The 25,782-nt window shown below is 42.5% G+C and carries 24 protein-coding genes; 8 read left to right on the top strand and 16 right to left on the bottom strand.

Features of this window, described 5'->3' with window-relative positions:
* Positions 1-2 precede the first annotated feature (2 nt).
* Positions 3-1,163, top strand: a complete 1,161-nt coding sequence (locus tag IGI72_RS13260) for an ABC transporter permease (RefSeq protein ID WP_438754551.1) — start codon at positions 3-5, stop codon at positions 1,161-1,163.
* A 46-nt stretch (positions 1,164-1,209) separates the two neighbouring features.
* On the opposite strand, the gene IGI72_RS13265 is transcribed toward IGI72_RS13260, so the two are convergent.
* The 4 genes from IGI72_RS13265 to IGI72_RS13280 form a co-directional block, all read right to left on the bottom strand.
* Entirely contained in the window at positions 1,210-1,410 is a 201-nt protein-coding gene (locus IGI72_RS13265) for a CsbD family protein (protein WP_005228904.1), read from the bottom strand.
* A 393-nt stretch (positions 1,411-1,803) separates the two neighbouring features.
* Positions 1,804-3,222 carry a signal recognition particle protein gene (gene ffh / locus IGI72_RS13270; RefSeq protein WP_438754553.1) on the bottom strand — a complete coding sequence of 473 codons (1,419 nt, stop codon included), beginning with the start codon at positions 3,220-3,222 and terminating at the stop codon, positions 1,804-1,806.
* A 13-nt stretch (positions 3,223-3,235) separates the two neighbouring features.
* Positions 3,236-3,574, bottom strand: a complete 339-nt coding sequence (locus IGI72_RS13275; protein ID WP_005228897.1) for a putative DNA-binding protein — start codon at positions 3,572-3,574, stop codon at positions 3,236-3,238.
* On the bottom strand, positions 3,564-4,037 hold the full coding sequence (locus IGI72_RS13280; protein ID WP_016608717.1) for a DUF523 domain-containing protein: 474 nt from the start codon (positions 4,035-4,037) through the stop codon (positions 3,564-3,566). The genes IGI72_RS13275 and IGI72_RS13280 overlap by 11 nt, the downstream gene beginning before the upstream one ends.
* A 150-nt stretch (positions 4,038-4,187) precedes the next feature.
* Here IGI72_RS13280 and IGI72_RS13285 point away from each other — a divergent pair, with 150 nt between their 5' ends.
* Positions 4,188-4,895 carry a response regulator transcription factor gene (locus IGI72_RS13285; protein ID WP_005228895.1) on the top strand — a complete coding sequence of 236 codons (708 nt, stop codon included), beginning with the start codon at positions 4,188-4,190 and terminating at the stop codon, positions 4,893-4,895.
* Positions 4,892-6,613 carry a two-component system histidine kinase PnpS gene (gene pnpS / locus IGI72_RS13290; RefSeq protein ID WP_156236599.1) on the top strand — a complete coding sequence of 574 codons (1,722 nt, stop codon included), beginning with the start codon at positions 4,892-4,894 and terminating at the stop codon, positions 6,611-6,613. Before IGI72_RS13285 ends, pnpS begins: the two co-directional genes overlap by 4 nt.
* Before the next feature lie 66 nt (positions 6,614-6,679).
* On the opposite strand, the gene IGI72_RS13295 is transcribed toward pnpS, so the two are convergent.
* From IGI72_RS13295 to IGI72_RS13305, 3 genes are all read right to left on the bottom strand, one after another.
* Positions 6,680-8,917: a GH25 family lysozyme gene (locus IGI72_RS13295; RefSeq protein WP_438754557.1), complete on the bottom strand. Its 2,238-nt coding sequence runs from the start codon at positions 8,915-8,917 to the stop codon at positions 6,680-6,682.
* 121 nt (positions 8,918-9,038) lie between these two features.
* Complete coding sequence (locus IGI72_RS13300; RefSeq protein WP_060792538.1) at positions 9,039-9,947, bottom strand: phosphate ABC transporter substrate-binding protein PstS family protein; 909 nt, start codon at positions 9,945-9,947, stop codon at positions 9,039-9,041.
* 194 nt (positions 9,948-10,141) lie between these two features.
* Positions 10,142-11,311: a pyridoxal phosphate-dependent aminotransferase gene (locus IGI72_RS13305; protein ID WP_081116389.1), complete on the bottom strand. Its 1,170-nt coding sequence runs from the start codon at positions 11,309-11,311 to the stop codon at positions 10,142-10,144.
* A 178-nt stretch (positions 11,312-11,489) separates the two neighbouring features.
* Here IGI72_RS13305 and IGI72_RS13310 point away from each other — a divergent pair, with 178 nt between their 5' ends.
* Positions 11,490-12,209: a DUF2087 domain-containing protein gene (locus tag IGI72_RS13310; protein WP_016619828.1), complete on the top strand. Its 720-nt coding sequence runs from the start codon at positions 11,490-11,492 to the stop codon at positions 12,207-12,209.
* 163 nt (positions 12,210-12,372) lie between these two features.
* On the opposite strand, the gene IGI72_RS13315 is transcribed toward IGI72_RS13310, so the two are convergent.
* The 8 genes from IGI72_RS13315 to map all read right to left on the bottom strand — a co-directional run bounded on the left by IGI72_RS13315 (position 12,373) and on the right by map (position 20,713).
* Positions 12,373-12,900 carry a hypothetical protein gene (locus IGI72_RS13315; protein WP_010749742.1) on the bottom strand — a complete coding sequence of 176 codons (528 nt, stop codon included), beginning with the start codon at positions 12,898-12,900 and terminating at the stop codon, positions 12,373-12,375.
* A gap of 101 nt (positions 12,901-13,001) precedes the next feature.
* A complete protein-coding gene (locus IGI72_RS13320; RefSeq protein WP_438754560.1) occupies positions 13,002-15,476 on the bottom strand; it encodes a heavy metal translocating P-type ATPase in 2,475 nt (824 codons plus the stop codon).
* Between the two features lie 126 nt (positions 15,477-15,602).
* The gene (gene copZ, locus IGI72_RS13325) at positions 15,603-15,812 is read right to left on the bottom strand and encodes a copper chaperone CopZ (RefSeq protein WP_005228873.1); all 210 of its coding nucleotides are present in this window, start codon (positions 15,810-15,812) and stop codon (positions 15,603-15,605) included.
* Positions 15,813-15,849: 37 nt separating this feature from the next.
* Entirely contained in the window at positions 15,850-16,296 is a 447-nt protein-coding gene (locus tag IGI72_RS13330) for a CopY/TcrY family copper transport repressor (protein WP_008377382.1), read from the bottom strand.
* 141 nt (positions 16,297-16,437) lie between these two features.
* Complete coding sequence (locus IGI72_RS13335; protein WP_015510146.1) at positions 16,438-17,424, bottom strand: aldose epimerase family protein; 987 nt, start codon at positions 17,422-17,424, stop codon at positions 16,438-16,440.
* 281 nt (positions 17,425-17,705) lie between these two features.
* Positions 17,706-18,926 carry a glycosyltransferase family 4 protein gene (locus IGI72_RS13340; protein ID WP_015510147.1) on the bottom strand — a complete coding sequence of 407 codons (1,221 nt, stop codon included), beginning with the start codon at positions 18,924-18,926 and terminating at the stop codon, positions 17,706-17,708.
* A 19-nt stretch (positions 18,927-18,945) separates the two neighbouring features.
* Positions 18,946-19,869 carry a YihY/virulence factor BrkB family protein gene (locus IGI72_RS13345; protein ID WP_005228865.1) on the bottom strand — a complete coding sequence of 308 codons (924 nt, stop codon included), beginning with the start codon at positions 19,867-19,869 and terminating at the stop codon, positions 18,946-18,948.
* A gap of 79 nt (positions 19,870-19,948) precedes the next feature.
* Positions 19,949-20,713, bottom strand: a complete 765-nt coding sequence (gene map / locus IGI72_RS13350; RefSeq protein ID WP_005228863.1) for a type I methionyl aminopeptidase — start codon at positions 20,711-20,713, stop codon at positions 19,949-19,951.
* A 176-nt stretch (positions 20,714-20,889) separates the two neighbouring features.
* Between map and IGI72_RS13355 the strand changes: the two genes are divergently transcribed.
* Positions 20,890-21,336, top strand: coding sequence for a flavodoxin (locus IGI72_RS13355; RefSeq protein WP_015510148.1), 447 nt, complete (start codon positions 20,890-20,892; stop codon positions 21,334-21,336).
* A 55-nt stretch (positions 21,337-21,391) separates the two neighbouring features.
* On the opposite strand, the gene IGI72_RS13360 is transcribed toward IGI72_RS13355, so the two are convergent.
* Positions 21,392-21,967, bottom strand: coding sequence for a TetR/AcrR family transcriptional regulator (locus IGI72_RS13360; RefSeq protein WP_005228861.1), 576 nt, complete (start codon positions 21,965-21,967; stop codon positions 21,392-21,394).
* Positions 21,968-22,198: 231 nt separating this feature from the next.
* Here IGI72_RS13360 and IGI72_RS13365 point away from each other — a divergent pair, with 231 nt between their 5' ends.
* The 3 genes from IGI72_RS13365 to zwf all read left to right on the top strand — a co-directional run bounded on the left by IGI72_RS13365 (position 22,199) and on the right by zwf (position 25,761).
* On the top strand, positions 22,199-23,434 hold the full coding sequence (locus tag IGI72_RS13365; RefSeq protein WP_015510149.1) for an aminopeptidase: 1,236 nt from the start codon (positions 22,199-22,201) through the stop codon (positions 23,432-23,434).
* A 143-nt stretch (positions 23,435-23,577) separates the two neighbouring features.
* Positions 23,578-24,225, top strand: coding sequence for a metal-dependent transcriptional regulator (locus IGI72_RS13370; RefSeq protein ID WP_015510150.1), 648 nt, complete (start codon positions 23,578-23,580; stop codon positions 24,223-24,225).
* Positions 24,226-24,234: 9 nt separating this feature from the next.
* Complete coding sequence (gene zwf / locus IGI72_RS13375; RefSeq protein ID WP_015510151.1) at positions 24,235-25,761, top strand: glucose-6-phosphate dehydrogenase; 1,527 nt, start codon at positions 24,235-24,237, stop codon at positions 25,759-25,761.
* Positions 25,762-25,782: the final 21 nt, after the last annotated feature.

The raw sequence follows: 25,782 nt of genomic DNA on the forward strand, positions 1-25,782 counted from the left end.
CGATGTTAAGCAATATATTTAAAGAACGCTACGGCAAGCTGCTGATCGGCTTTTGTTTTGTCTTACTCTTAATGTATCTTGGTGATGGCTGGCAATCACAAAAAGCCTGGCATCAGCAAGAACGCTATTTGACATCTGAAGAATTTATCAAAGATTTCAACGAAAATCGAGAGTACTATGTCAAAAGCTACAAGGGTGAAACCCCGATTTACTTTGATTCGGCAACAGAGTACCGCGATGCGGTATTGACGATCAGCAATGAGTCCCCTGATGAGATTTATTACAATCACCCTTATATGACCACCATGAATCAATTTGTGATTGTCTTCCTGTTTATTTGGGGCTTCTTGTCCTTTTTTGTCGATGGCCGCACCAATTTCAATCGCTTTTTATTTGCCTTACCCTTTAGCAGAAAGCACGTCTTTCACAAGAAACTGCTTTTTATCGGCTTACCCTTGACCGCTTGTTTAGTGTTGGGTCTGTTAGGTCATATCCTGATCGAATACACGATGATCCCAGCTCGCTATCTCGCTGTGCCGCTTCAAGACGTGCTGCTTTCTGCCCTTAGTACCTTGGCAACGAATCTACTGGTATTTGCTGCAGGTCTCTTGTTAGGCGTTTTGCTGGGAAATCTGTTTACTGGCGTGCTCTCGGTCTTCTTCACTATTTCGCTAGGATCAATGGGGTATAGCTTTTTCCAATGTACCCGCGAGTTTTTTAGTTTTGTGTTTCTTGGTCATGGGGATTTTCTGATTCCTTTTCAAACCTGGATCGATTGGCCGCAAGGATATGTCTACCCTTGGTGGCTGCTGCTCCTTTACCTCGGCTTGAGCGGCTTGCTGATTCTGGCTGCCGAAAAAGTGTTCTCGAAAATCTCTTTAGAAAATGACGGTGATTATATAACGATCCCTAAATTGCGCGCACCAGTTTATTGGCTGCTTTCTTTGGGAACTTGGTTCTATTTATCCATGATTTCTTATTACCCACTAGAAATTTTTTACCGTAATCTTTATGAGGGGTATGATGTCAGTCTTTGGAACATCGCCCTTCGGCTCGGTTTATTACTGGTTGCCTGCTTATTCATCAGTTTGCTGCTTGTCTATCCTAAAGCGCTGATGAATTGGTGGTACAAACGAAAAAACAAACAAATCAGTGGAATATAAAAAAGCATCCCTGCAACAAGAACATGTTGCAGGGATGCTTTTAAGTTTAATGTCTAGGTTTGTCGTCGTCTTTTTTGTCAAAGAAGTCATTTACTTTACGAGAAACATCATCCGCAAAATCTTCAACCTTATCTTTGGCTTTCCCATATTTATTTTGGGTTTTGCCTTTTAATTCTTCGGAGTCATCTCCTGTAAGTTTCCCTTTTGTTTCGGTTACTTTTCCTTCAATGCGATCTTTGTTTGTCAACGTAAAAAACTCCTTTCATACTTGCTATAAATTAATAGTAGCACCATTTAACAGAAAGCACGAATGTTCTGCTTCTATCCTATTCTTAGAGTTGTCCGCAACGATAGTTGATCGCTATTTTTGACTCTTGGACGATTTGAGATATTCGGTAGAAAGCTGGCTTTCTCTATAAAAAAGGATGTTCTTTAGATGTTCTATTTGATGTTCTTTGAAGAAGTTCATTTAAAGAGGACGCTGTGAGCATAAAAAAGCATGACCTGAAGAAGGCAATCTGAGGAGCTGCAGTTGCTAGAATCAGCAGGTACAGCTTCTCGATTTGGTGCCTTTTCAGATCATGTTTTTTAATTACACGAAGATAAGGTTCAGTTCTCAGTTCCTATCAGTGTTAAACGATTATTTGCGTTTTTTCTTTTTCTTCTTTTGTTTCTTGACCATGCGATTCATGGCCATTTTTCCAAGTTTCCCTTTGACCCCACCGCCAAACATTTGATCCATGCCAGGAATGTTCATATTCCCTTTACTCATTTGCTGCATCATTTTGCGAGATTCTTTGAATTGTTTGATCATACGGTTGACTTCGACGACACTGTTTCCAGAACCAGCAGCAATACGGCGGCGACGGCTTGGATTTAACAAATCAGGATTTTCCCGTTCAGCTGGTGTCATAGAATAAACCATGGCTTTTTGTCGAGCAATTTGTTTCGGATCAACTTTGACATTTTCGATACCAGGCATTTGACTCATTCCCGGAATCATTTTTAAGAGATCTTCAATTGGGCCCATGCCCATAACTTGATCGATCTGTTCGACAAAGTCATTGAAGTCGAAGGAGTTTTCCTTCATTTTTTGAGCAAGCTCTTCTGCTTTTTTCTCGTCGTAATCTTGCTGTGCTTTTTCGATCAAAGTCAGCATATCACCCATACCGAGAATCCGACTAGACATCCGATCTGGATGGAATACTTCAAGGTCGGTCAATTTTTCACCGGTACCAGTGAACTTGATTGGAGCGCCCGTAACTTGACGAATCGACAATGCCGCCCCGCCACGAGTATCGCCATCTAGTTTGGTGATGACTACCCCTGTGATCCCCAGTTGTTGATTGAAGCTTTCCGCCACGTTGACAGCATCTTGTCCTGTCATCGCATCCACTACCAGTAAAATTTCATTTGGCTGTGCCAAGTCCTTGATTTGTTTTAGCTCTTCCATCAAGTTTTCATCGATATGCAAGCGACCTGCCGTATCGATCAAAACGTAGTCATTTTTCTTTTCCCGAGCCAAAGCCAATCCTTGGCGGACGATTTCAACTGGACTGACATCAGTTCCCATATCAAAAACAGGTACATCCAATTGCTGCCCTAATACTTTCAACTGGTCGATCGCAGCTGGACGGTACACGTCACCAGCGATCATTAATGGACGTGCGTTTTCGGTTTTGATCAAATGGTTGGCTAATTTCCCAGCAAAAGTGGTTTTCCCTGCCCCTTGCAAACCAGCCATCATGATGATCGTTGGGATCTTCGGTGATTTTTCGATCCCAGCTGTTTCTGATCCTAATGTTTTGGTTAATTCTTCATCAACGATCTTAACGATTTGTTGCGCTGGAGATAGGCTTTCTAATACTTCTACCCCCACTGCCCGTTCACGGACATTTTTGGTAAACTCTTTTACAACTTGCAGATTGACGTCGGCTTCTAATAAAGCTAGACGAATCTCACGCATCATTTCTTTTACATCTGCTTCAGATACTTTTCCTTTTCTGCGCAGTTTGCTCATTGCCTGCTGGAGGCGTTCAGTTAAACTTTCAAATGCCATTTTTTTCATTCCTTTATTCTTCAATTTCTTGGAGCTGTTGAATAAACCCCTGTAAGGTTTCGTCTTTTGGATAGTGGGTTTTCGTATACTCGCTTAGCTGATCCAGCAAGTCTTCCCGCATGATATAATCCGAAAACATATGTAGTTTTTTTTCATAGTCTTCTAAAATACGTTCGGTGCGTTTGATGTTGTCATAGACTGCTTGACGGCTAACTTGATACTCTTCAGCGATTTCTCCTAGAGAAAAATCATCTGCGTAATACAATTCCATGTAATTCATCTGTTTTTCCGTCAATAACGTGGAATAAAACTCAAACAACGCATTCATGCGATTGGTCTTTTCAATTTCCATTTGCTTCCTCCTGTTTTGCAAGCCATTCGACATCGGACAAAACAGTCATGCCTTGTTGTCGAAAATAGGCACAAGCGACACCGACCCCTGTTTTTTTGATTCCAGAAAAATTGCCATCATAAATCGTCTGACTGCCACAAGAGGGACTTTTCTCTTTTAAGATCAGTTGGGTGATGCCTTGCTCTTGTAATTTTTGATAAGCAATTTTCGCGCCTTTAGTAAATTGTTCCGTCACGTCTTCTCCTGAAATGGTGACGACCTTCGCTCGTTGCGCCCAAACATCCACCCCATCGCCACCGACGATTTCGGCCGGTTCACGTGGAATCGGCAAGCCGCCAAGAACTTCTGGACAGACCATCATGGCTTGACCCGCACGAACAAGTTCGATCAATTGTGGTACTGCTTGATGTTTTCCATCGTAGCGGCAAAGGGCACCGCCTAGACACGCACTGATTCCAATCATTTAGCACCCTCAGCTTTCCTATGAAATCGTCCTTTATTATAGCATTTATTTAGTGGTTGCAATAGTACCAATTGTCTATTCATGCTAAAATAGGACTTGTTCGTTGAAATTTAATCGTTTCTTGAAAAAAAGAAACGAAAGGAGTCTATCATGAAAAAAATACTCGTTGTCGATGATGAACCTTCAATCGTCACACTTTTAACCTTTAATTTAGAAAAAGAGGGCTACCAAGTCGTTTCCGCCTCAGATGGTCAAAAAGCCTTCGACTTGGCGTTGTCAAAACCTTTTGACTTTATCATCTTGGATGTCATGCTGCCGAATTTGGACGGTATCGAAATCACAAAGAAATTACGTCAAGAAAAAATCGAGACACCGATCCTCGTCTTGACCGCAAAAGATGATCCGATCGACCGGATCTTGGGCTTAGAGATCGGGGCTGACGACTATCTGACGAAACCCTTCAGCCCTCGAGAAGTATTGGCTCGAATGAAGGCCATCTTCCGTCGCTTAGAACCTCGTCAACAAGCACGAGAAGAAGATCAACCTGCAGAAATCTTGCAAATTGGCGGAATCCAAGCCGATCTGACCAATTTCCAGGTCAGTGTGGATGGTGAGAAAATCTTCCTGACACCGAAAGAGTTCGAGCTGCTGGTTTACTTTATGAAACGTAAAGGCCGCGTGATCGATCGCGATACCTTACTCAATCGTATTTGGAATTTCGACTTTGATGGACAAAGTCGCATCGTGGATGTTCACATCAGTCATTTAAGAGAAAAATTGGAAGCTGATCCAAAGCGTCCAGAATACTTGGTGACCGTTCGAGGATTTGGGTATAAATTTCAGGAGCCGACCCAATGAAAAAACGCTATGGCTATGGTTTATGGTCAATCGGTCTATTGCTGATTTTTTTCCTGTGTTGGCAAGTTCTAAGCAGTTTTTACCGTCAGCAAGTCATCGCCCAGCAAGTGGATTTTCTGCAAGAGAAAGCCGCTGTGTTTTTGAATCTCTCAGATAACCAAACCGCAGCGCTCGAACAATTTGCCGATGCCTATGTTCAAGACAGCAATAGCCGCATCACTTTGTTAGATGATCAAGGCCAAATCATTTTCGATACTTATGATCATACTCTCCATGAAAATCGCTCCGATCGTCCAGAAGTTCAAGCCGTTTTGCGCGGAAGCGCCGTTGGTCAATCGTTGCGGGAAAGCGACACCTTGCATGAAGAATTGCTTTACGTGGCGATTCCTGTCAAAGAAGATGGAAACTTAACTCAAATCTTGCGGATCGCAGAACCGACTGCTGCTTTTTTTGCGAAAAACCAAGGAATCAAGCAATCGATCTTGATTGTCTATCTTGTCTTTTGTTTCTTGATCAGCCTGCTGATTTTTCACACGCTGCGTCAGCGGAATCGTCCAATCCAAACGATTCTGCCCGTCGTAAAAAAAATGATCACCTCGCCCGATCAACAAGCAATCATTATGCAAGAAACCCCTGAACATGACGAGTTGTATCAACTGATCAATCAGCTGAGCGAACAAATGAGCCAGACCTATCGTGCTTATGCGGCATCTGAACAACAGTTGTATGGACTGCTCAGTGAACTGATGATCGGTGTCTTTATCATTAATGAAGAAAATCAACTGCTGCTGTTGAATCCGACGATGCAAGAACAGTTGGGGATGGAAACTGCGCCAACCTTGCCGCAGCCCTTCACTGAAGTGATCCATGACACACAACTGATCCAATTGATCTATCAATTTAACGACGAGACCCCTATTTTCCATGCGGAAACCACCCTTAGCGGGGAACGTTCAAAAGTCTTGGATGTTACCTTGCGAAGCTTCCAAGAAAACCAGTTGATTGGTATTTCTTATGACTTGACGCGCATCCGACAATTAGAAAAAATGCAAAAAGATTTTGTCGGCAATGTTTCCCATGAATTAAAAACGCCGGTAACTTCCTTGATTGGGTTTACCGAAACACTGCTGGACGGCGCCAAAGAGGACCCAGAAACATTGCAGACCTTTTTAGAGATCATTCAAAAAGATGCTTATCGCTTGAAAAATCTAATACAAGATATCATCCAACTGTCTCAAGACAGTGATTCTTTCCAGTATGTCGACCAACCGATCAACTTTTCTGAGCTGCTGCAACAAGTCGTTCAAACCTATGGTCCCGCAGCTGGTAAGAAGCAATTGACCTTTCAATTTGAAGGACCCGAACCCTTCATTTTATCTACCAAAAAAGAGCTGCTGCAGCCCATCGTAAAAAACCTGGTAGAAAATGCTGTCACCTATTCAAAACCTGGTGGTGTCATCACATTATCCTATTCAGAGCAAGACGACCAGCTGTTATTTCAAGTGCAGGATCAAGGCATCGGCATCGATGAAGAAGATCAGGAACGGATTTTTGAGCGGTTTTATCGGGTGGACAAAGCCCGCGCCCGCAATTCTGGCGGCACTGGACTTGGGCTGGCTATCGTTAAAGACTATACCAAATTATTAGGTGGCAGCATCAAGGTTGACAGTTTCCCCAAAATTGGTTCTACCTTTACGGTGACTTTGCCGCTTGATTGAGAACATTAGAAAGAAAAATAGCCGAGAAAACGCCTAATGGCATTTTCTCGGCTATTTTTTTGATGCTTACTTAACAACTTTTGTTGCTGATTCATTGACGTAACCTAGCCAAGTTCCTTTATTATCATAAATTGACAGGTAATTACTTCCATTAAAGTGGCGATACACATAACGAGCTTCGAACGTCTGTCCTTTCATGGCGTTGGTCACCGTACTTTTTTGTTTCCAAGAGAAATTTTGCCAAAGTGGGAAATTCTGAGTAAAAGTTATTTTTTTATGGTAACTTTGGTTTATTCCGGCAGCATTACTTGCTTCCTTTGTTCCGTTGGCATTGATGTAGCCCAGCCAAGTTCCTTTGTTATCATATAATGACGAATAGGTGCTACCATTGAAATGGTTGTAGTAAACTTTTACTTGGAGTGTTTGACCATAAAAATTACTGCTTTTATTTTTTTCTTTCCAAGAAAAGTTTTGCCAAATCGAATAATTTTTGCTTGTAACAGTGACATATTTACCACTTGATATAGCTGCTCCGCCTGCATTATTCGCCGTTTTGGTACCATTAGCATTCATATAGCCAAGCCAGGTACCAGATTGATCATATAGTGAATAATAAATACTGCCATTTAAGTGTTCATAGCGATATTTCGCTAAAACTGTTTTATTTAAGTAATCCTTGCTGGATGCCTTTACTTTCCATGAAAAATTTTGCCAAATCGAGTAATTTCCACTGGTGATCGTTACATAACGTCCATCTGTCAATGCAGGTCCTTGATTTGTTTGAACAGTTAATTTCGTTGAAGCAATGTATCCAATCCATTTTCCAGAAAAGTCATAGACTGAATCATAGTACGTGCCATCAAAGTGATGGTACGTACCGGTGACTTTATAGGTATTTTTCACCATATCTGAAGTTATCGGTGCAGTCTTGGTAAATGTAAAATCTCGATATATCGTTCCTGGCTCTTTGAATTTGACATAGGTTTGCTTTGATTGCCAATTTCCCTGAGGACCATCAGCAACTTTGACGCCACCAGAATTAATGTAACCGACCCAATTTCCTTGGTTGTCGTATAACGAATAATAGGTGCTACCGTTAATATGCTCATAACGCACTTTTATTTGCAAAGTCTGACCCAGATAAGCTTTAGAGTCTGCTTTTTTTGTCCAAGAAAAGTTTTGCCAAATCGTATAATTGTCCTTTACAACGGTGGCATAACGGCCATCACTGATTGCACCGCCTTGTCCTTGACTGATAAAATACTTGTTATAATCTGAGTTCATATCAAAGGTGCCATTGATTCCTGGGAATGTAACGTTATATGTCCACTGCCATGCACTATAATCTGTATACTTCTGATTTTGCGGTTCGTACGGATATTGTGCGATCCAAACTTTATTTTTTCCTAAAGCAACAGGATCGATCGCGTTATCCGTGACCCACGACACACCTATATAATGATGCGTATTCGTATATCCCAGTTCCTTTAATCTATTTTCAAAAACTTTTGACAATTGTGTATGGTCTGCTTTTTTCTTAATATTTGGCTCTTCAATGTCATTGACCATTAGAGCAGAAGTTGGTAAATTTAATTGTCTCGCATAGCTTACAAAATAATCGGCTTCAGCTTTTGCTTGTGTCTCAGTGGTGAACCAACTGTAGTGATAACCATGTACAATCAACCCAGCGGCTTTAGCATTTGCAATTTGACTTGCAGCTAGTGGGTTTCGATAAGAAGTCGCCTCTGTCAATTTCACCACCACTGCAGAAACGCCGTAACTTTTAATCAACTTGAACTGCTCCACAGTGATCTCTCCGTTGTGGGAGGAAATATCAATAAAGTCTTGCTTGGGGGTTGAGGGATCTCCTGCTGAAATATAAGGAACACTAGAAACAGACCGTGCCGAACGGCTTAAGCTGACTTTCAAATCTGAACGGCTTCGATACGTTGGGTCTAATCCTGAGCTGATATCATAGACAGAATCCGAAGCATTGTCTGGACTTTTTTCTTCACTTTCGGCTGTACTGCTATCAACAGTCGTGCTGTCCGTTTCACTGCTGTTACTTGATGATGTTGTTTCACTCGTTGAATCAATTGAATCTTCGCTGGTTTCACCTGTATTCGAGTGACTTGTTTGGCTGTCACTGCTTGTCGAATCATTTGTCTCAGAGTAAACAATAGCAGCCTCTTTTGTCTCACTTGTTGATTCTGTATCTGCAAAACCAACACGCATGCCAAAAATGACAAAGGCCGTTCCCGCGTACAATGTTGCTATTAACATTTTTTTTGGAAATCTTTTCATTTTTTTCCCCTTTCACTGAATATTCATCTATATTCACTATCTATTTTACATAAAAAATAAAAAAAAGGTACAAAAAAAGAAGGAGTTCCCCCCTTCTTTTTTTGTACCTTATGAAAACTGTTTATTCAACATTCGTTACTTCGCCGTCTACACTGCGTTCTACTTTCATATCAGTGATTGGCAAGTAACCTAATTCAATAACGATTCCTTGTTGGACATCGTCTGTCATGATGTAATCAAGAAAGGCTTTGACGTTTGCATCTGGCTCGCCGTTCGTGTACATATGCTCGTAAGACCAGATTGGCCATTTGTTATCTGCAATATTTTCAGGAGTCGCTTCTACCCCATCAAGAGATAGCGCTTGGATCGAATCGTCCAAATAGGATAAAGCAAGGTAGCTGATTGCTCCTGGTGTTTCAGCAACGATTTTACGGACTGTTCCAGAAGAATCTTGCTCTTGTGTTTGGATCGTCTCTGCACCATCTAAGCCCCATTTTTCAAAGGTCGCTCTCGTACCGCTGCCTGATGCGCGGTTGATTACAGAGATTTCTTGATCTGCTCCGCCTAGTTCAGACCAATTCTTCACTTTGCCTGTAAAAATATCGATCAATTCTTGTTGGCTAAGGTCCGTAACGCCTGCGTCTTTATTTACCACTGGTGCCATACCAACTACGGCTACTTTATGGTCAACTAATTTGCTAGCATCCACACCATCTTTTTCATCCGCAAACACATCGGAATTGCCGATCGTCACCGCGCCTGCTTCTACTTGACTTAAGCCAGTTCCGCTGCCGCCACCTTGAACCGTAATTGTATAATTGGGATTGTCTGCTGAGAAGCTTTCACCTGCTGCTTCAACCAAGGGTTGCAATGCCGTTGAGCCCACAGCTAAAATTTCTACATTTTCATTTGATGCGGCACCTGATGAAGATCCGCCTGATGCTTGACTGCTCTCAGTGCTTGCGCCACCGCTCCCACAGCCAGCTAATAATAATCCAGTTGCAAAAAATAAAAGTCCCAATTTTTTCATTTAGTAAATCTCCTTTCGTTATATGCTTAGTTTAGCAAGGCGGTGTAAACCCTTGATGGATTTCATGTAAAGAATCGATAAAGCGATGTAAATCTTTTGTAAAGTTCGTCGATTGCCTAAAAAAGCCCCCGCTGCATCCTTCAGAGGGGGCTTACTTTATCTAACACTTATGAACTAAAGAAACGTTTGTAGAATCAATTGCTTTGCATATAGCGTGTCAAGCGATCCATCGCTTCCACCAAGTTTTCCATACTTGCCGCATAGCTTAAACGAACATAGCCTTCTGCTTCGGGACCAAAGGCGATCCCAGGAATGATTGCTAATTGATTCTTTTCGGCTAAGTCGACACAAAAAGCCATGGAATCTTGGTTGAAACCTGCTGGTATTTTGGCAAAAATGTAGAATGCACCAGATGGCTTCGCCATTTCAAAACCAAGGGCAGTCATCTTTTCAAACAAGTAATCTCTGCGTTCACGGTAATCGGCTTTCATGACTTCTGCATCGTTGATGCCTTCGATCAATGCCCGCACTGCGGCTTTTTGAGAAATCGTTGATGCCGCGGTCACTAAGTATTGGTGGACCTTAATGATCTGAGCAGTCAACGCTGCTGGTGCAAAAATGAAGCCGACGCGCCAACCAGTCATCGCGTGTGATTTCGACAAGCCGTTGATCACGATCGTTTGATCCCGCAAGTATTCAGCAATGGACACATGGGTTTCATCATAAGTCAACTCACTATAAATTTCATCGCTAATAACAAAAACGGGGTATTTTTCTAAAACTTCTGCCAATGCTTTGACTTGTTCTCGGGTATAAACGACCCCTGTTGGATTGCTAGGATAATTCAAAATGACTGCCTTGACTTGCTCCCCATGTTCTTTTAAGGCTGCTTCCAAAACTTCTGGCGCTAAAACAAAGTCATTATCCGTCGTATCAAGATAAATCGGTTTGGCATGAGCTAAATGGATGACTGGTTCATAGCCTGGATAAATTGGTGCTGGTAGAATCACTTTATCACCAGGTTCTAACGTGGCTAATAAAGAAGCTGAGATTGCTTCCGTTGCACCGATCGTCACTAATACTTCTGATTGAAAGTCGTAATCAAGCTGATATTTATTTTTCAAAAAGAGACTGGCTGCTTGCCGAACATCTGCTAAGCCTGCCATTCCAGAATAGTGGCTGAAATTTTGTTCGATTGCTTGGACACCCGATTTTTTCACGTGCTCCGGTGTGTTGAAATCCGGCTCGCCTAACGTTAACTTTAAAATATCAGGAATTGAAGAAACCCGTTCATCAAATTTACGAATCAATGAAACAGCTATATTGTACACTTCGTGATTGAAGCGTTGGCTTACGTCTGCCATAGTATCACTCCTTTGAATTAAGCAAATTCATTCGCTATTGTTGTTAATCCTAACACAAAAAGGCGACGATTTTAAGCAACGGATGAAATTTATCTAATAACGATAAATTCGTTTGTTTATTTACAAACGAAATCAACTTATGTTAGTATATACCTAAACAATAAAAGGAGAACCCAAAATGAAACCTTATCAAGAGTTTACCATTTCTGATTATCAGCAAGGATATGTCGCAACACCAACGGATTATTGTTGCGTCTTTTGTCAGGAGACCTTCGACAAAGAAGAAATTTATCCCGTTGATGGCGCCTTTTTTACAGCAAAAAAACGAATGGTGCAGCATATCACTGAGCATCACGGAACCGTTTTGACCGCATTGTTGGCTTTACCCAAAGAACAAACAGGCCTATCAGAAAGCCAGCAGGAGATTTTACAACTGTTTGCCCAAGATGTTAGCGATACTGTGATTGCCCAGCGCTTAGGTATCTCTTCTTCGACTGTCAGGAATCATCGCTTTAAACTAAAAGAAAAACAGCGACAAGCGACTGTTTTTTTAAGTATCATGTCCTTGTTGCAAGATACCCCGTTGCTGCCGCCTCACAAAGGGGCGACGATGCTTGATGATCGCTATGCCATTACGGCTAGTGAAAGAGAAAAGATCATTGCTACTTATTTTGATGAAACGGGGTTTATCAAACAGTTTCCCAGCAAAGAAAAGCGCAAGATCGTTGTCTTGAGTGTACTGGCACAAAAATTTGATCCGAAGAAAAATTATTCAGAAGCTGCCGTCAACGATGTATTAAAGCAAGCGATCACCGATTACGTTACTGTCCGACGTTATTTGATCGAATACGGATTTATGCAACGGACGAAAGACGGGAAAACTTACTGGCTGACTTAAAACCTAGTCTGTAACTGGCTGGAACTTTTGTTGGTTGGATGAGCAATATCTTTCACAGTTTTAAAAAAATTAACAAGCTCCAGTATTTTATAGAAAAAAAGACAAAGTACGAACACATCCGTACTTTGTCTACCGTCTGAAACGCTGGGACAAGTTCCAGCGTTTATTTTTCTTTTAGAAAGATTTTTTTGATGATCAATTTATCAAATAATTGCGTTTGATTGTCTTGTTCTCCAATGACTTCAGCGGTCACCGATTTACCATCTTGTTTTTTACGTAGCTGGTAAACGATCTTGCCTGTTTCTTTCAATTCGTTCACCATGTCAACGACACCGCCAAAACCAGTTTTACGAGTGATGAACCCCAACGCCACCATTCGCTCATCTAAATTTTTTGCCGAGATGCTCGCACCGGTGATCAGCGCTTGCCGCATGATTTGTAAGAATTCCTCTAGCCCTGCCACTGGCGGCTGTTCGGGTTCTTCTTCCATCATCGGTCGCTGACGCAAATAATCTAATTCCTGCAGTAACGTTTCATACTGCTCTTGTGTCAACATGACCCCCGCCACTTTTTCACGATTGAATACATATACTGCTGTTCCTGCTTCTCGCGCTTGATTAAATACATCCATCGGAGATTTTTTTACTTCAGTAATTGAAGTAGTGGGAACATCCAATTTCTTCAGTTCCATAATCAACGTCCTCCTTGTCTCAACGAACACATTATAGCATAAATCCAGAAGCAGATTATAGAGGTATTTCACTGCTCCTAGGAAAAGAAACAAAAAAGCGGCTAATCGCCGCTTTTTTCGATTGATAAGGTCATTGCATTGATGGCAACGATGATCGTGCTCATAGACATCAAGACAGCTCCGACTGCTGGGTTCAAAATGATCCCGATCGGTGCGAGGACGCCAGCTGCCAAAGGAATGGCAAAAATATTGTATCCTGCGCCCCACCAGAGATTTTGAATCATCTTGCGTCTTGTTTTTTTCGCCAAAGTCAAGAAGTGCAAGATGTCTTGAGGTTCGCTATTCGTCAAAACGACATCGGCTGAATCGATCGCTACATCGGTACCCGCTCCGATCGCAATCCCGATCGTCGCTCTTGCAAGACTTGGGGCGTCATTGATCCCATCGCCTACCATTACGACGCGCTTGCCCTCTTTGACATAGTCACTGACTAGACGTTCTTTATCGTCTGGCAACATTGCCGCATGGAAGGCTTCGATTCCTAGGTAATCGGCTACGGCTTGCGCCGCTTCTTGGTTGTCTCCAGTAGCCATAACTGGTGTGATGCCTAAGTCTTTCACTTTTTGAATAAATTGACTCGCTTCTGGTTTCACCTTATCCCCTAATGCGACGATTCCTTCCACTTTGCCGTCATGAACCAAATAGCTGATGGTATTGCCCTGTTCTTGATAATTTTCCAAGGAGTTCCCTTGATACTGAATGGCTAATTGCTCCAATCCTTTTTGATTGACGATCACCCACTTCTGTCCATCGATCAAGCCTTCCAGACCAATCCCTGTCCTTGTTTGAACATCAGTCGCCTTTTTGGCTGTGATGTTTTCCTTTTCAGCTTGGGCTAAAATACCTTCTGCGATCGGATGATTGGCGGTTTTCTCAAGACCTGCTAGGTAAGCTAGTACTTCTGATGCAGAAAGATTGCCTGTCGCCTCGATGCCAGTTACGGTAAACGTTCCTTCTGTTAACGTACCGGTCTTATCGAGGATCAGATAATCAACATGATGCGCATTCTCCAGTGCGTTGCGATTTTTTAAGAGCAAGCCATTTTTGGCAGCGATCGATGTCGAGCGAGCAACCACGAGGGGAATCGCTAGCCCTAACGCATGGGGACAGGCAATGACGAATACCGTGACCATTCGATCAAGAGCAGTCGGTAGGTCAGCAACAAACAGCCATACAGCAAATGCCAAGACACCAGCAACTAACGCAATATAAAACAGCCATTTTGCCACTTTGTCCGAAAGTGCTTCTAAGCGGGATTTATCTGCTTGGGCTTTTCGCACCATTTCCATGACTTTCGCTAAGTAGCTGTCTTCCCCAGTTCCTGTGACTTCCATCGTGATGGTACCATTGCCGTTGACAGACCCTCCAATGACAGTACTGCCGACAGTTTTAGGTACCCGTCTGGATTCACCAGTCACTGCCGACTCATCGATTGTTGTTTCTCCTTCAAGGATCGTTCCGTCGGTAGGAATCTTATCTCCTGAGCGAACGATCAACTGTGTTTTGTTGGTCACTTCTTCTAATGGAATCTGTTCTTCTGATCCATCCGCATTTTTCCGAATCACTTCTTTTGGCAATAGTTCTGCTAATTTCTGTAATGCATTGCCAGCATTAGAAACGGCATTCATCTCGATCCAATGCCCCAACAACATGATCACGATCAAAGTCGCTAGTTCCCAGAAGAAATCCATTACATGAGGAACAGCAAGAAAATGATTGGCGATAAATGCGTAAAGACTATAAAAATAAGAAACCGTGATCCCCATAGCAATCAACGTCATCATGGCTGGGCTTTTTTGTTTCAATTCCATTTTCGCACCCCTTAAAAACGGCTGCCCTCCATAGAAAAACAGGATCGTTCCTAAAAGCAATACGACCCAATCTGAGCCAGCAAACGTGAACTGAAAGGGCAATTCGATGCCCATCATTGGTGATAAAATGACGATTGGAATCGCCAAAACCAAGGATAGCCAAAACTTTTGCTTAAAATTTCCCATATGCATACTATGATCCATGCCACCCATTCCATGATCCATATGACTATGATCCATACCAGACATCTCATGATTCATGTGACTATGATTCATACCAGACATCTCATGGTCCTTATGGCCGTGATCCATGCCAGACATCTCATGATCCGTGTGACTATGTTCCATGCCAGACATCTCATGATTCATGTGACTATGGTTCATGCCAGACATCTCGTGGTCCTTGTGGCCGTGATCCATGCCAGATATCTCATGGCCCTTATGGCTATAGTCCATGCTGGACACTTCATGATCCATAGGACCATGGTTACTATCGGAGCTTTCATGCTCCTGCTGTTTTGATGTCGCCTTGTGATGATCCATCCCATTTATCTCATGGCTAGGCTCAGGGACTTCTGTCACTTGTGATTGCGCATGTTGCTCTTTTCCCTGTGTACCATTATCCCGCTCATTCAAAGCAGGTTCATGCCTATGATGGCTTGACGTCTGACTATTACTTGTGGAAGACGTTTTTTTCTGATTCATCCTAGTATTCCCCTTCCTATTTCACTGAATGTGCGTACAGTCTTGCTCCTTCATACAAAAGCTTCAAGCGGCTGGACACTTTTCATTTGTTTTGATTTTTCATTTTCACTTTAGCAATTCCATTGCTTACTCAAATACCCCTTGATAACCCGCTTCGGTGACCGCATTGACTAAGGCTGTTTCTGTCACTTGCGACTCGTCAAACTTGACTGTTCCGCGAGCTTTTTTCAAGTCCACTTTGGCTTTTTTCACACCCGGTACTTCACTAAGCGCTTTTTCAACTTTTGCGGCACAATGGGCACAATTCATTCCGCTGATTTGCATGTTTTTTTTCATTACGATTCCTCATTTCTTTTAACAGTTCGTTGGCTACTTATTTTGTTGCATGGGTTTTGCATTGGCACTGACCAGGAATACAATTACATGAGATCGCTGCTACTGGCACTTTTTGGTCGACTGCTGCTTGGAGCATCGCCAAATCTTCTGCCGTCAATGCTGCTTCTTGGATCATTTCTGCTAATGTCTGCCCAACTTTTTTGGCACAAATATGAGAAAAAAGATTCTCAGCTGCGCTGCGAACGGTTGCTTCTTCGGAAACAAGCGGCGAATAAACAAATTTTTTCCCTTGGCTTTCTGTTTTCAATACGCCTTTTTTGACGAGTCGTCCTAAAAGCGTCTTGACCGTTGCTGCTTTCCAATTTTTATTTTCGCTCAATAAAGCGGTGATCTCTTTCGCGTCGGATTGTCCTAATGTCCAGATCACACGCATGACTTCCCATTCAGAATCGCTGATTTTGATTGGTTCGACCACAGATTGCATTTGTCCACTTCCTTTCATAAGTGATTCACATTTTTAAGTTTACATCTGTAATCGGATTTTGTCAAAAAAAAGCATCGCCAAACTTTCTGCGTTTTGACAATGCTTTTTTCTATTTCATTAAAAATGATTTGGTTCCTATGCTTAAAAGTGGACCTGATACGTCGTCACAGAGTGGAAGGGTTCTTCTGGACGCAACACGATCTCACCAAAGTGGGTAAATTTCTCAGAGCCAGGAACACCTTGTGTTTCGATCGCCATCCCGCCATGATTGGCAAAAGGACCAGTCTTCATTGATGCACCAGCTTCTCCCTCACCCGTTGTGTAAATAACAACGGCAGGACGGTCAGTAGTTACAGTCAGCTGCACTTTTTGATCGGGACTGGTTACTTTTAGATCCCACTCTTGCGTATGGTCTAATAAGAACGGATCATCCAACATCGTCGTTCCCATCGGGCGTTCTTGTCTAAAATCAAACTTTGTGCCTGCGACAGGCGTTTTTTCACCGGTCGTCGTCACATCGTCATTCGTTTCAGCCACATGTTCGGCATTGATTTGAACCAAGTGGTCATCGATCGGCTGTTGGGTATCACCTGTCAAATTGAAATAACCGTGGTTCGTTGGGTTAAATAAAGTCGCTTTGTCAGTGTTGGCATCGTAAGCAAGCAATAGTTCATTGTCATTCGTCAACGTATAGGTGACTTGATAACGAACATTCCCAGGAAACCCGCCATCGCCATCTTGCCGTGTGGTAGTAAAAATCACCCCAGCTTTGTCTGCTTCTTCAAAGGTTTCAGTGATCCATGTATCAGTATCCAGCCCCTTTGAACCGCCATGAAGCGTATTGCCGCCATCATTGTCTTCCGTTTGGTATTCTTGTCCGTCGATCTCAAAGCGAGTACCTGCGATCCTTCCCGCCACAGGGCCGATCGTTGCGCCATAATAACGTGCTTGGCGATGTCCTTCGATCGTGTCATAACCGACCACAATGTCGCGACCTTCTTCTACTGGAACGACCCAATCCAATAAGCGTGCGCCTTCAGGACTTAGCCTTACGATGGTACCGCTATCATTGGAAAGCTCATAAATTGTTCCCATTCTTTCTGACGTCAGTTGTTTCACATTTGGCATTCGTTCATATCCTTCTTTCTTTGATTAGTCTGCTGCTCTTTTTAAGTATAGACGTTTAGGGCTAGATCCGTCAATTCAAGACGGAAGAATTCGACAGGAAATAATGTTTGTCTGACCATTTTCAAACAAACAAAAAGCGGCAAGCATCGCCAACGGATTGATCGAATCATCGACAGCTGATCGTAAGAGAACGCGCTAGAAGAAGCACTGACTCCTCCTGACCTTCAACGATCACTCGTATTCATCTCACCTGTTGGACACCTTTGCCGCAACTGTATCGTTTATTTTTTGTGTTTTGCTTGGTAATGTTTTCTCTTTCGTCGCTTTTCCTTGATTTGAGAAGCGCTAGCAGCTAAATCTTCGCTTTCCTCTTCTTGCTTGTCTTTTCTCTTTTCCGCTCGCGCCTTCAAGACTTTTTGCCTGAATCGACGGTTTCCAAGAAACTTCAGCGCGCACATGAGTGGTTGACGATTTTCTCCCACCAAACCAATCAACTCGATAAACAATTCGATGCCAAAACCTGTACTAATGATCAGCAAGATGATTGCGGTGTTACTGGCATAATTCATCAATAATGCAATAAATGAAAAAACCATCGCCAAGGCATAGATCGTCAAGACCGTGCCACGGTGGGTAAACCCTAATGAAAGTAAGCGATGATGCAAGTGCATCTTATCTGCTGAAGAGATCTTTTGTTTATTGAATTTTCTACGAATCATCGCATAGACGGTATCGGTAATGGGTACCCCTAAAATCAACATTGGGGTGATCACTGTAATGAAGGTCGCATTTTTTAAGCCTTGCAACGATAGGACGGAAATCATGAAACCTAGAAAAAGTGCCCCAGTATCGCCTAAAAAAATCGTGGCTGGATAAAAATTGTAAGGAAAGAAGCCTACGATCGCGGCAATCAATGTAAAAATCACCATCGGTACTTCAACGGAGTTTGGTAAAAAGAAGTAACTAATGATCCCAATCGTTGTCAGACTGATAATGGAGACCCCACTCGCTAGACCATCTAAACCGTCAATCAAGTTGACCGCATTCGTGATCGCCAAAATCCATAGGATCGTCATAGGTAAGCCTAACCAGCCCAAGTCAAAAACCCCGAGATAAGGGATCGAAACCGTGCTGATTTTGATACCAGCAACAAAATAGATCTCCAAAGCCGCTAACGTCAAACCCAGTGTTTTTTGCAGGGGCGTCAACTCAAAGATATCATCCAATAATCCAGTAACTACGACGATGGCTGCACCTAAAAGCATCGGCCAGACATAGTCAAAAGGAATCATTGCACGGAATTCCCAAAGCAATGCAAAAGAGAACGAAAGAAAAATACTCAGTCCCCCTGCGGTCGGCATTGTCTTGGTGTTGATTCGGCGATCTCCTGGTCGATCGACTGCGCCGATCTTAAAAGAGATCAATTTAATGATCGGTGTTAGGATTAAAGACACGATCATTGTTATAAATAAGCGCATTACAAATTTGAATGCAAAATCCATCGTTTATTCTCGCTTTCCGTTATTTCTCTTTATTGGTAAATGTATCTTCGATTTTCGAAGAAATCCGCTGAACAGGATCTGTTCGTTCTTTGATCTCTTGTCCCGACACATACTCTTCTACCACTGCGTTGATGATTCCACCCAAGATAATAATCGTCGCAGCAAGATTCAACCAGATCATTAAAACAATAAAACTTCCAATAATTTGATAGCCAATGATTTTCGCAGCAAAGTAACGGGCGTATAAGCCAAACACTTGTGACAGCAACATCCAGCCAATCGTTGCAAAGATCGCCCCTGGCAAAGTCGAACGCAACTTGACCTTTGCATTCGGCACTAACCAATAGATCAGCATCATGATAAACAGCAAAGCAACGATCGTGACTGGCCATTTGACTGTTTGGAACGTATCGATCAGATTGTCTTGAAACTTAAAAATCGGCTGCAAAAAATCAAGAATGATTTTTCCAAGCCCAAATACCATCGTAACACCAACGATCGCAATCATAAAGAGCAGGATGATCACAAATGATACTGCGCGCACCACGATAAAATTGGAACGTTGGTCCACACCGAAGGCTTTGTTCATCGCAATTTGCAAGGCATTGATACTTTGACTCGCAGACCACAACGCAGCCAAGGCGGAGATCGATAACAACCCTCCAGAGCTTGTGGTGAGGAGGTTTTCGATCGCTGGTCCGATAAAGTCATAGATTTGACTAGGGATCAATTCTTGTACATAAGATAAAACCGTGTTCGGATCAATCGATAAATAAGGCAACAGATTTCCCAGCGCAATCATTAACGGGAAAAGTGAAAGCAATAAATAGTAGGCGACGACGACCGATGTGGTCCCCATCTCTGAATCGGTTATTCTATTTTGCGTTGTTTCAATGAAACGCATCAGCTTTTGATTGCTTTTTACTTTATCAACGATTTTCATGTTTCTTCCTCCGCCAGCGAATCATCTGCCTTTTTTTCTTTGTCATACGTAACAATCAGAAGTCTCCTACCGCCAAAATTTAGTAGGTTCCTTCTTCTCCTTGAGAAGTCAAAATGCGTGGCCCTTCTTTGGTGATCGCCAAACTATGTTCGTATTGGCAACTTAAGCCACCATCTAGAGTATAGGCGGTCCAGCCGTTAGGATCCATTTTCATTTTCCACGTCCCTGTATTGATCATAGGTTCGATGGTAATAACCATTCCTTCTTTTAAACGCAACCCTTTGCCGGCTTCTCCGTAGTGAGGAATCATCGGACTTTCATGGATCGTTGGGCCAATGCCGTGTCCTACGAAATCGCGCACGACACCGTAGCCTTCTTTTTCCGCATAGGTTTGAATGGCATGACCGATGTCACCGATTCGGTTGCCAACTTGGGCTTGTTCGATTCCTAGATACAACGCTTTTTTGGTTACTTCCATTAAACGATCGATCTCAGGCGTCGAGTTTCCTACCACATAACTCCAGCAAGAATCAGAAATGGCGCCTTTTAAATCAATACACATATCAACTTTGATCAGATCGCCATCTTTCAATGGTTTTTTTCGGGGGAACCCGTGACAAATCTCATCGTTGATACTGCAGCAAGTGGCATATTTGTAATCTTCAAAACCAATTTGGGCGGCAATTCCGCCATGGCTTTCAATATAATCTCTGACAAACACTTCGATATCCCAACTGGTGATACCAGGTTTGATGAAGCTGCGTAATTGTTTGTGGACATCTGCTAACAGCGCGCCGGATTCGGCCATGCGGTCTATTTCTCTGGCAGATTTTAATGTAATCATGTTCTCGTCTCCCTTAATTAAATTCCTCTTATTTTACCATAGAAATCCCTTATTTTACAAAATTCACAGACATTGTAAAGAGTTTTTCAAGTTTTGTTTTCAATCTTTCGTGCATTTGCTATAATCTGTAAGAGAGTTTTCCTTGAGAATAGGAATGAGATTGGAGGAAAAAGCCCATGGCTTTAGCAAAAATCGTCTATGCGAGTATGACGGGGAATACGGAAGAAATTGCAGATATCGTTTCTGAAGCCCTTGAAAATCTTGACATGGAAGTTGAAATGAATGAGTGTACCCAAGTGGATGCCGATGAGTTTGAAGACGCCGATATCTGTATCGTCGCAACCTATACATACGGTGACGGTGAATTGCCTGATGAGATCGTCGATTTTTACGAAGATTTGCAAGAACTTGATTTAAGTGGCAAAATCTTTGGGGTCTGCGGCTCTGGCGATACGTTTTATGATGACTTTTGTAAGTCCGTCGATGACTTTGAAGCCGTCTTTAGTAAGACAGGTGCAACAAAAGGGGCAGATAGCGTCAAGGTCGACTTGGCTGCGGAAGAAGACGATATTCAAAACTTAGAAGCCTTTGCCAAAAAGCTAGCGGAAGCATTTGCAGAATAAAACAAGAAAACCTCTGACAAAATCACTTGATTCTGTCGGAGGTTTTCTTGTTTGCTTAATGATAACTGATATCGATGGGTGTTTCTCTTGCTAAAATATTATCGGTGGTTTCCGTCATCAGCTTAGCAATCTGATCTTCTGTGGGATGAATGATCCCCGAAGACATCAATGCCGCTAAGCCAGTAGCGACGATCCAGACACCAGTATGCAAGGACTGTAATTTCACGTCCGATAGATCTTGATACTTTGGTTCTTTTTTCACTGATTTCACAAAAAGGTCAAATGAAAACTGCTGCATGGAATCCCCACCACCATGCTCTTCTAAGTATAGCGCTCGGTATAATCGTTTTTCTTTATTTGCAAAGCCAATATAATTTAACGTTAAGTCAACGATGACATCTCCCCGTCTTTCAACTGGAAAAACTTCTGTCGCTAAGTAGTCGTAAATCTGATTGATCAATGCATTTTTTAAGTCATCCATATTTTTAAATTCTAAGTAGATCGGTTGCGTTGAACATTTCATCTTCGCTGCGATATTGCGTGCGGTAAAACGTGTAAATCCTTCGGTTGCGACAACTTCATAGGCAGCTTTTAAAATCTGGTCTCTAGTAATAGTTTTCTTTCTTGCCATAATTTTTTAATCTCCTTAATTCTGCTATACATCGCTTTCAGAAATACCTTTTACTTATTGTATCATGTTTTTTTAAGTTTGCAAAAAAACTTTTAAAATTATTGCCCCTAGTGTTTCCAGTTTTTCAATTTGAAGACCTCTGTTTTTTTGCTCTCTTTTTCGTTTGTTTTCAAAAATACTTAGTGCTATCATGAAGACAGTTATAATTTTAGAATAAATGGAGGAATTTTAATGGTTTTACCAAACTTTAATCAGAACCTTGAAAAATATGCCCAACTGATCACAGAAGTTGGTGTAAATGTCCAAAAAGGGCACACCATCGTCATCCAAATCGCCGTGGACCAAGCACCGTTAGCTCGACTATTGACAAAAAAAGCGTATGAGCTAGGCGCTGATGAAGTAATCGTTCAATGGACCGACGATGTGGTGCAAAAAGAATTTCTTGCGCATGCAGCTGAGGATCGTTTGTCTACGATCCCTCAACACAAAATTGATCAAACAGAAGATTGGGTCGAAAAAGGTGCGAGCCGCATCAGTGTCGTTTCTGCCAATCCCGATGCGTTAGCGGGCGTTGACTCAGATCGGGTCGCCGCTTTCCAAGCAGCTTCTGGTAAAGCGATGATGAAACTGCGTCAAGCAACACAAGCCAACAAAGTCAGCTGGACCGTTGTTGCTGCTGCAGGTCAAGATTGGGCACAAAAAGTGTTCCCTGATGCTTCCCCAGAAGAAGCACAAGACAAGCTTTGGGATCAAATTTTCAAAACGACGCGTATCTACGAAGAAGATCCTGTTGCTGCTTGGAAAAAACATGATGAAACACTGCAAGTCAAGGCAGAAGAATTGAACAAAGAACAATTCAGCGCATTACACTATACAGCACCGGGTACCGATTTGATCATCGGCCTACCAAAAAATCACTTGTGGGAAGGTGCTGGCAGCTACAACACCCGCAATGAAAAATTCATGGCGAACATGCCGACAGAAGAAGTCTTTACTGCCCCAGATAATCGTCGCATCGATGGCTATATTTCAAGTACGAAACCATTGAGCTACGCAGGAACGATTATTTCTGGCATGAAATTCACCTTCAAAGACGGTAAAGTCGTGGACTTTTCTGCAGAACAAGGCGAAGAAGTGTTAGGCAAATTGCTAGCGATCGATGAAGGAGCGAAATCTTTAGGTGAAGTCGCTTTAGTCCCTGACCCTTCCCCTATCTCACAATCTGGCATCATCTTCTTCAATACGTTGTTTGATGAAAATGCCTCAAACCACTTGGCTTTAGGCTCTGCTTATGCCTTCAGCTTACAAGGCGGCACTGAGATGAGTGAAGAAGAACTGGCAGCGGCTGGTTTAAACCGCAGCCAAACCCACGTAGACTTCATGGTCGGCTCTGACCAAATGTCCATCGATGGCATCAAAGAAGATGGCACCACAGTTCCTGTCTTCCGCAATGGTGATTGGGCTTAATAAAAAAAGGCTGAGGTGGAGTAGCTCCCCTCGGTCTTCTTTTTACATAGAATATTGAGAACCGGCGGCTTTTTTCATAGTAATCAGCTGGCTTTTTTGATAAAATCTACTTTGATAGTCTTTGATAAGAGAGGATGGATCCGATGACACCAAATCGTGAAGATTATTTAAAGCTCATCTTAGAGCTTGGTGGTGACCAAAAGAAGATCAATAACAAACAAATCGTGTCAGGTCTGGACGTCTCAGCAGCTTCAGTAAGTGAAATGATTTCAAAATTATTAAAAGAAGGCTTAGTGGAACATTCACCTTATCAAGGGGTACAGTTGACTGAAACTGGTTTAGCTTCTGCAAGTGCCCTCATTCGTAAGCATCGTTTATGGGAAGTCTTTCTTGTGGAGCACCTGCATTATTCATGGAATGAAGTTCATGATGACGCAGAAGTTTTAGAACATGTCACCTCAGAAACGTTGGCGAGCCGCTTAGAAGCCTACCTTGATCATCCTCGGTATTGCCCACATGGGGGAATGATTCCTGAACAAGGAGAACTCATTCACGAAGGCGAAAAAAACACCATGAGTTCTTATCCGGTAGGAACCAAGATTCGTATCGCCCGTGTCCTTGACGAACGAGAACTGCTGGATTATCTCGTTTCGATCAAATTGAATATTCATGAAGAATACGAGATCATCGATGCGGCAGCATACGAGGGTCCGATTACGATCAAAAATGACACAAAAGAAATTGCTGTCAGCTACAAAGCCGCCAGCACGATTTTTGTCGATAAACTGTAAGGAGTGAAGATGATGGAAAAAAAGGTCCTTTTTACGATTTTTGGCGGTACGGGCGACCTTGCCCAACGCAAACTATATCCTTCTTTGTTTCGGTTGTACAAAAAAGGCGATTTGAAAGAAGATTTTGCAGTCATTGGTACTGCACGCCGTCCTTGGTCGGATGAACACTATCGTGAAGTGGTGATAGGTACAATCAAAGAGTTGAGTGACTCACAAGAACAAGCAGAGACATTCGCTTCTCATTTCTACTACCAATCACATGATGTAACAGATACGAGCCATTATGATTCATTAAAGGATTTGGCGGAAACCTTAGATCAGAAATACCATTTAGAAGGCAATCAGATTTTTTACTTAGCAATGTCCCCTAATTTCTTTGGGACGATCGTTTCTCACTTGAAATCCCAAGGAATGCTGGATACTGACGGCTACCATCGGGTGATCATCGAGAAACCGTTTGGAAGCGACTATAATTCAGCAAAAGAATTGAATGAAGAGATCAATCAAGTCTTTACGGAACAAGAAATCTACCGAATCGATCACTATTTAGGAAAAGAAATGATCCAAAATATTTCTGCGATTCGTTTTGCCAATAACATTTTTGAGTCAATGTGGAACAATCGTTACATTGACAATGTTCAGATCAATATCGCAGAAAACTTAGGCGTAGAAGAACGCGGCGGCTATTATGATAAGAGCGGTGCCTTGAAGGATATGGTCCAAAATCATATTCTGCAGATTCTTTCCTTATTAGCCATGGAACCGCCAGTGGCTTTTTCTGAAAAAGAATTACGGACAGAAAAAATCAAAGCCTTAAATGCGATCCGTATCTACTCCGAAGAAGAAGTGAAACAACACTTCGTACGTGGTCAATACGATAAGGGACAATTAGAAGACAAGAAATTTGTTGGCTACCGTGAAGAAGCCAATGTGGATGAAGAATCGGCAACGGAAACCTTCGTTGCTGGGAAATTTTTGATCGATAACTTCCGCTGGTCCGGCGTACCATTTTATGTGCGCACTGGGAAACGGTTGACGGAAAAAGGCACTCGCATCAACATTGTCTTTAAACAAGTCCCAGTCAATGTCTTTAAGCAAGACCTAAATGAACAAAAGCAAATCGAGAGTTTGGCACCGAATGTGCTGACGATTTACATTCAACCGACGGAAGGCTTCTCTCTTTCCTTGAACGGAAAAGAAATTGGCCAAGGGTTTGAGACATTGCCAGTGAAGCTCGATTACCGAAATAGTACTGAAATCGTCGAAAACACCCCTGAAGCTTACGAAAAACTGATTCTAGATGCCTTGAACGGTGATGGCACTAACTTTACCCACTGGGATGAAGTTGCCCAATCTTGGCGCATCGTTGATGTGATCCGTCACGCTTGGGACCAAGAAACACCTGATTTTCCAAACTATGCCGCAGGAACGATGGGCCCCCAAGCAGCCTATGATCTCTTAGCTGCCGATGGCTTTGAATGGATCTGGCGTCCCGATGAATGGTATCGTGAGCGAGATTTACTAAATGAGAAATAAGCAAATGGTCAATTGGATGAG

The sequence above is a fragment of the Enterococcus sp. DIV1059_2 genome, from assembly GCF_051713685.1.
GTDB lineage: Bacteria > Bacillota > Bacilli > Lactobacillales > Enterococcaceae > Enterococcus_D > Enterococcus_D casseliflavus.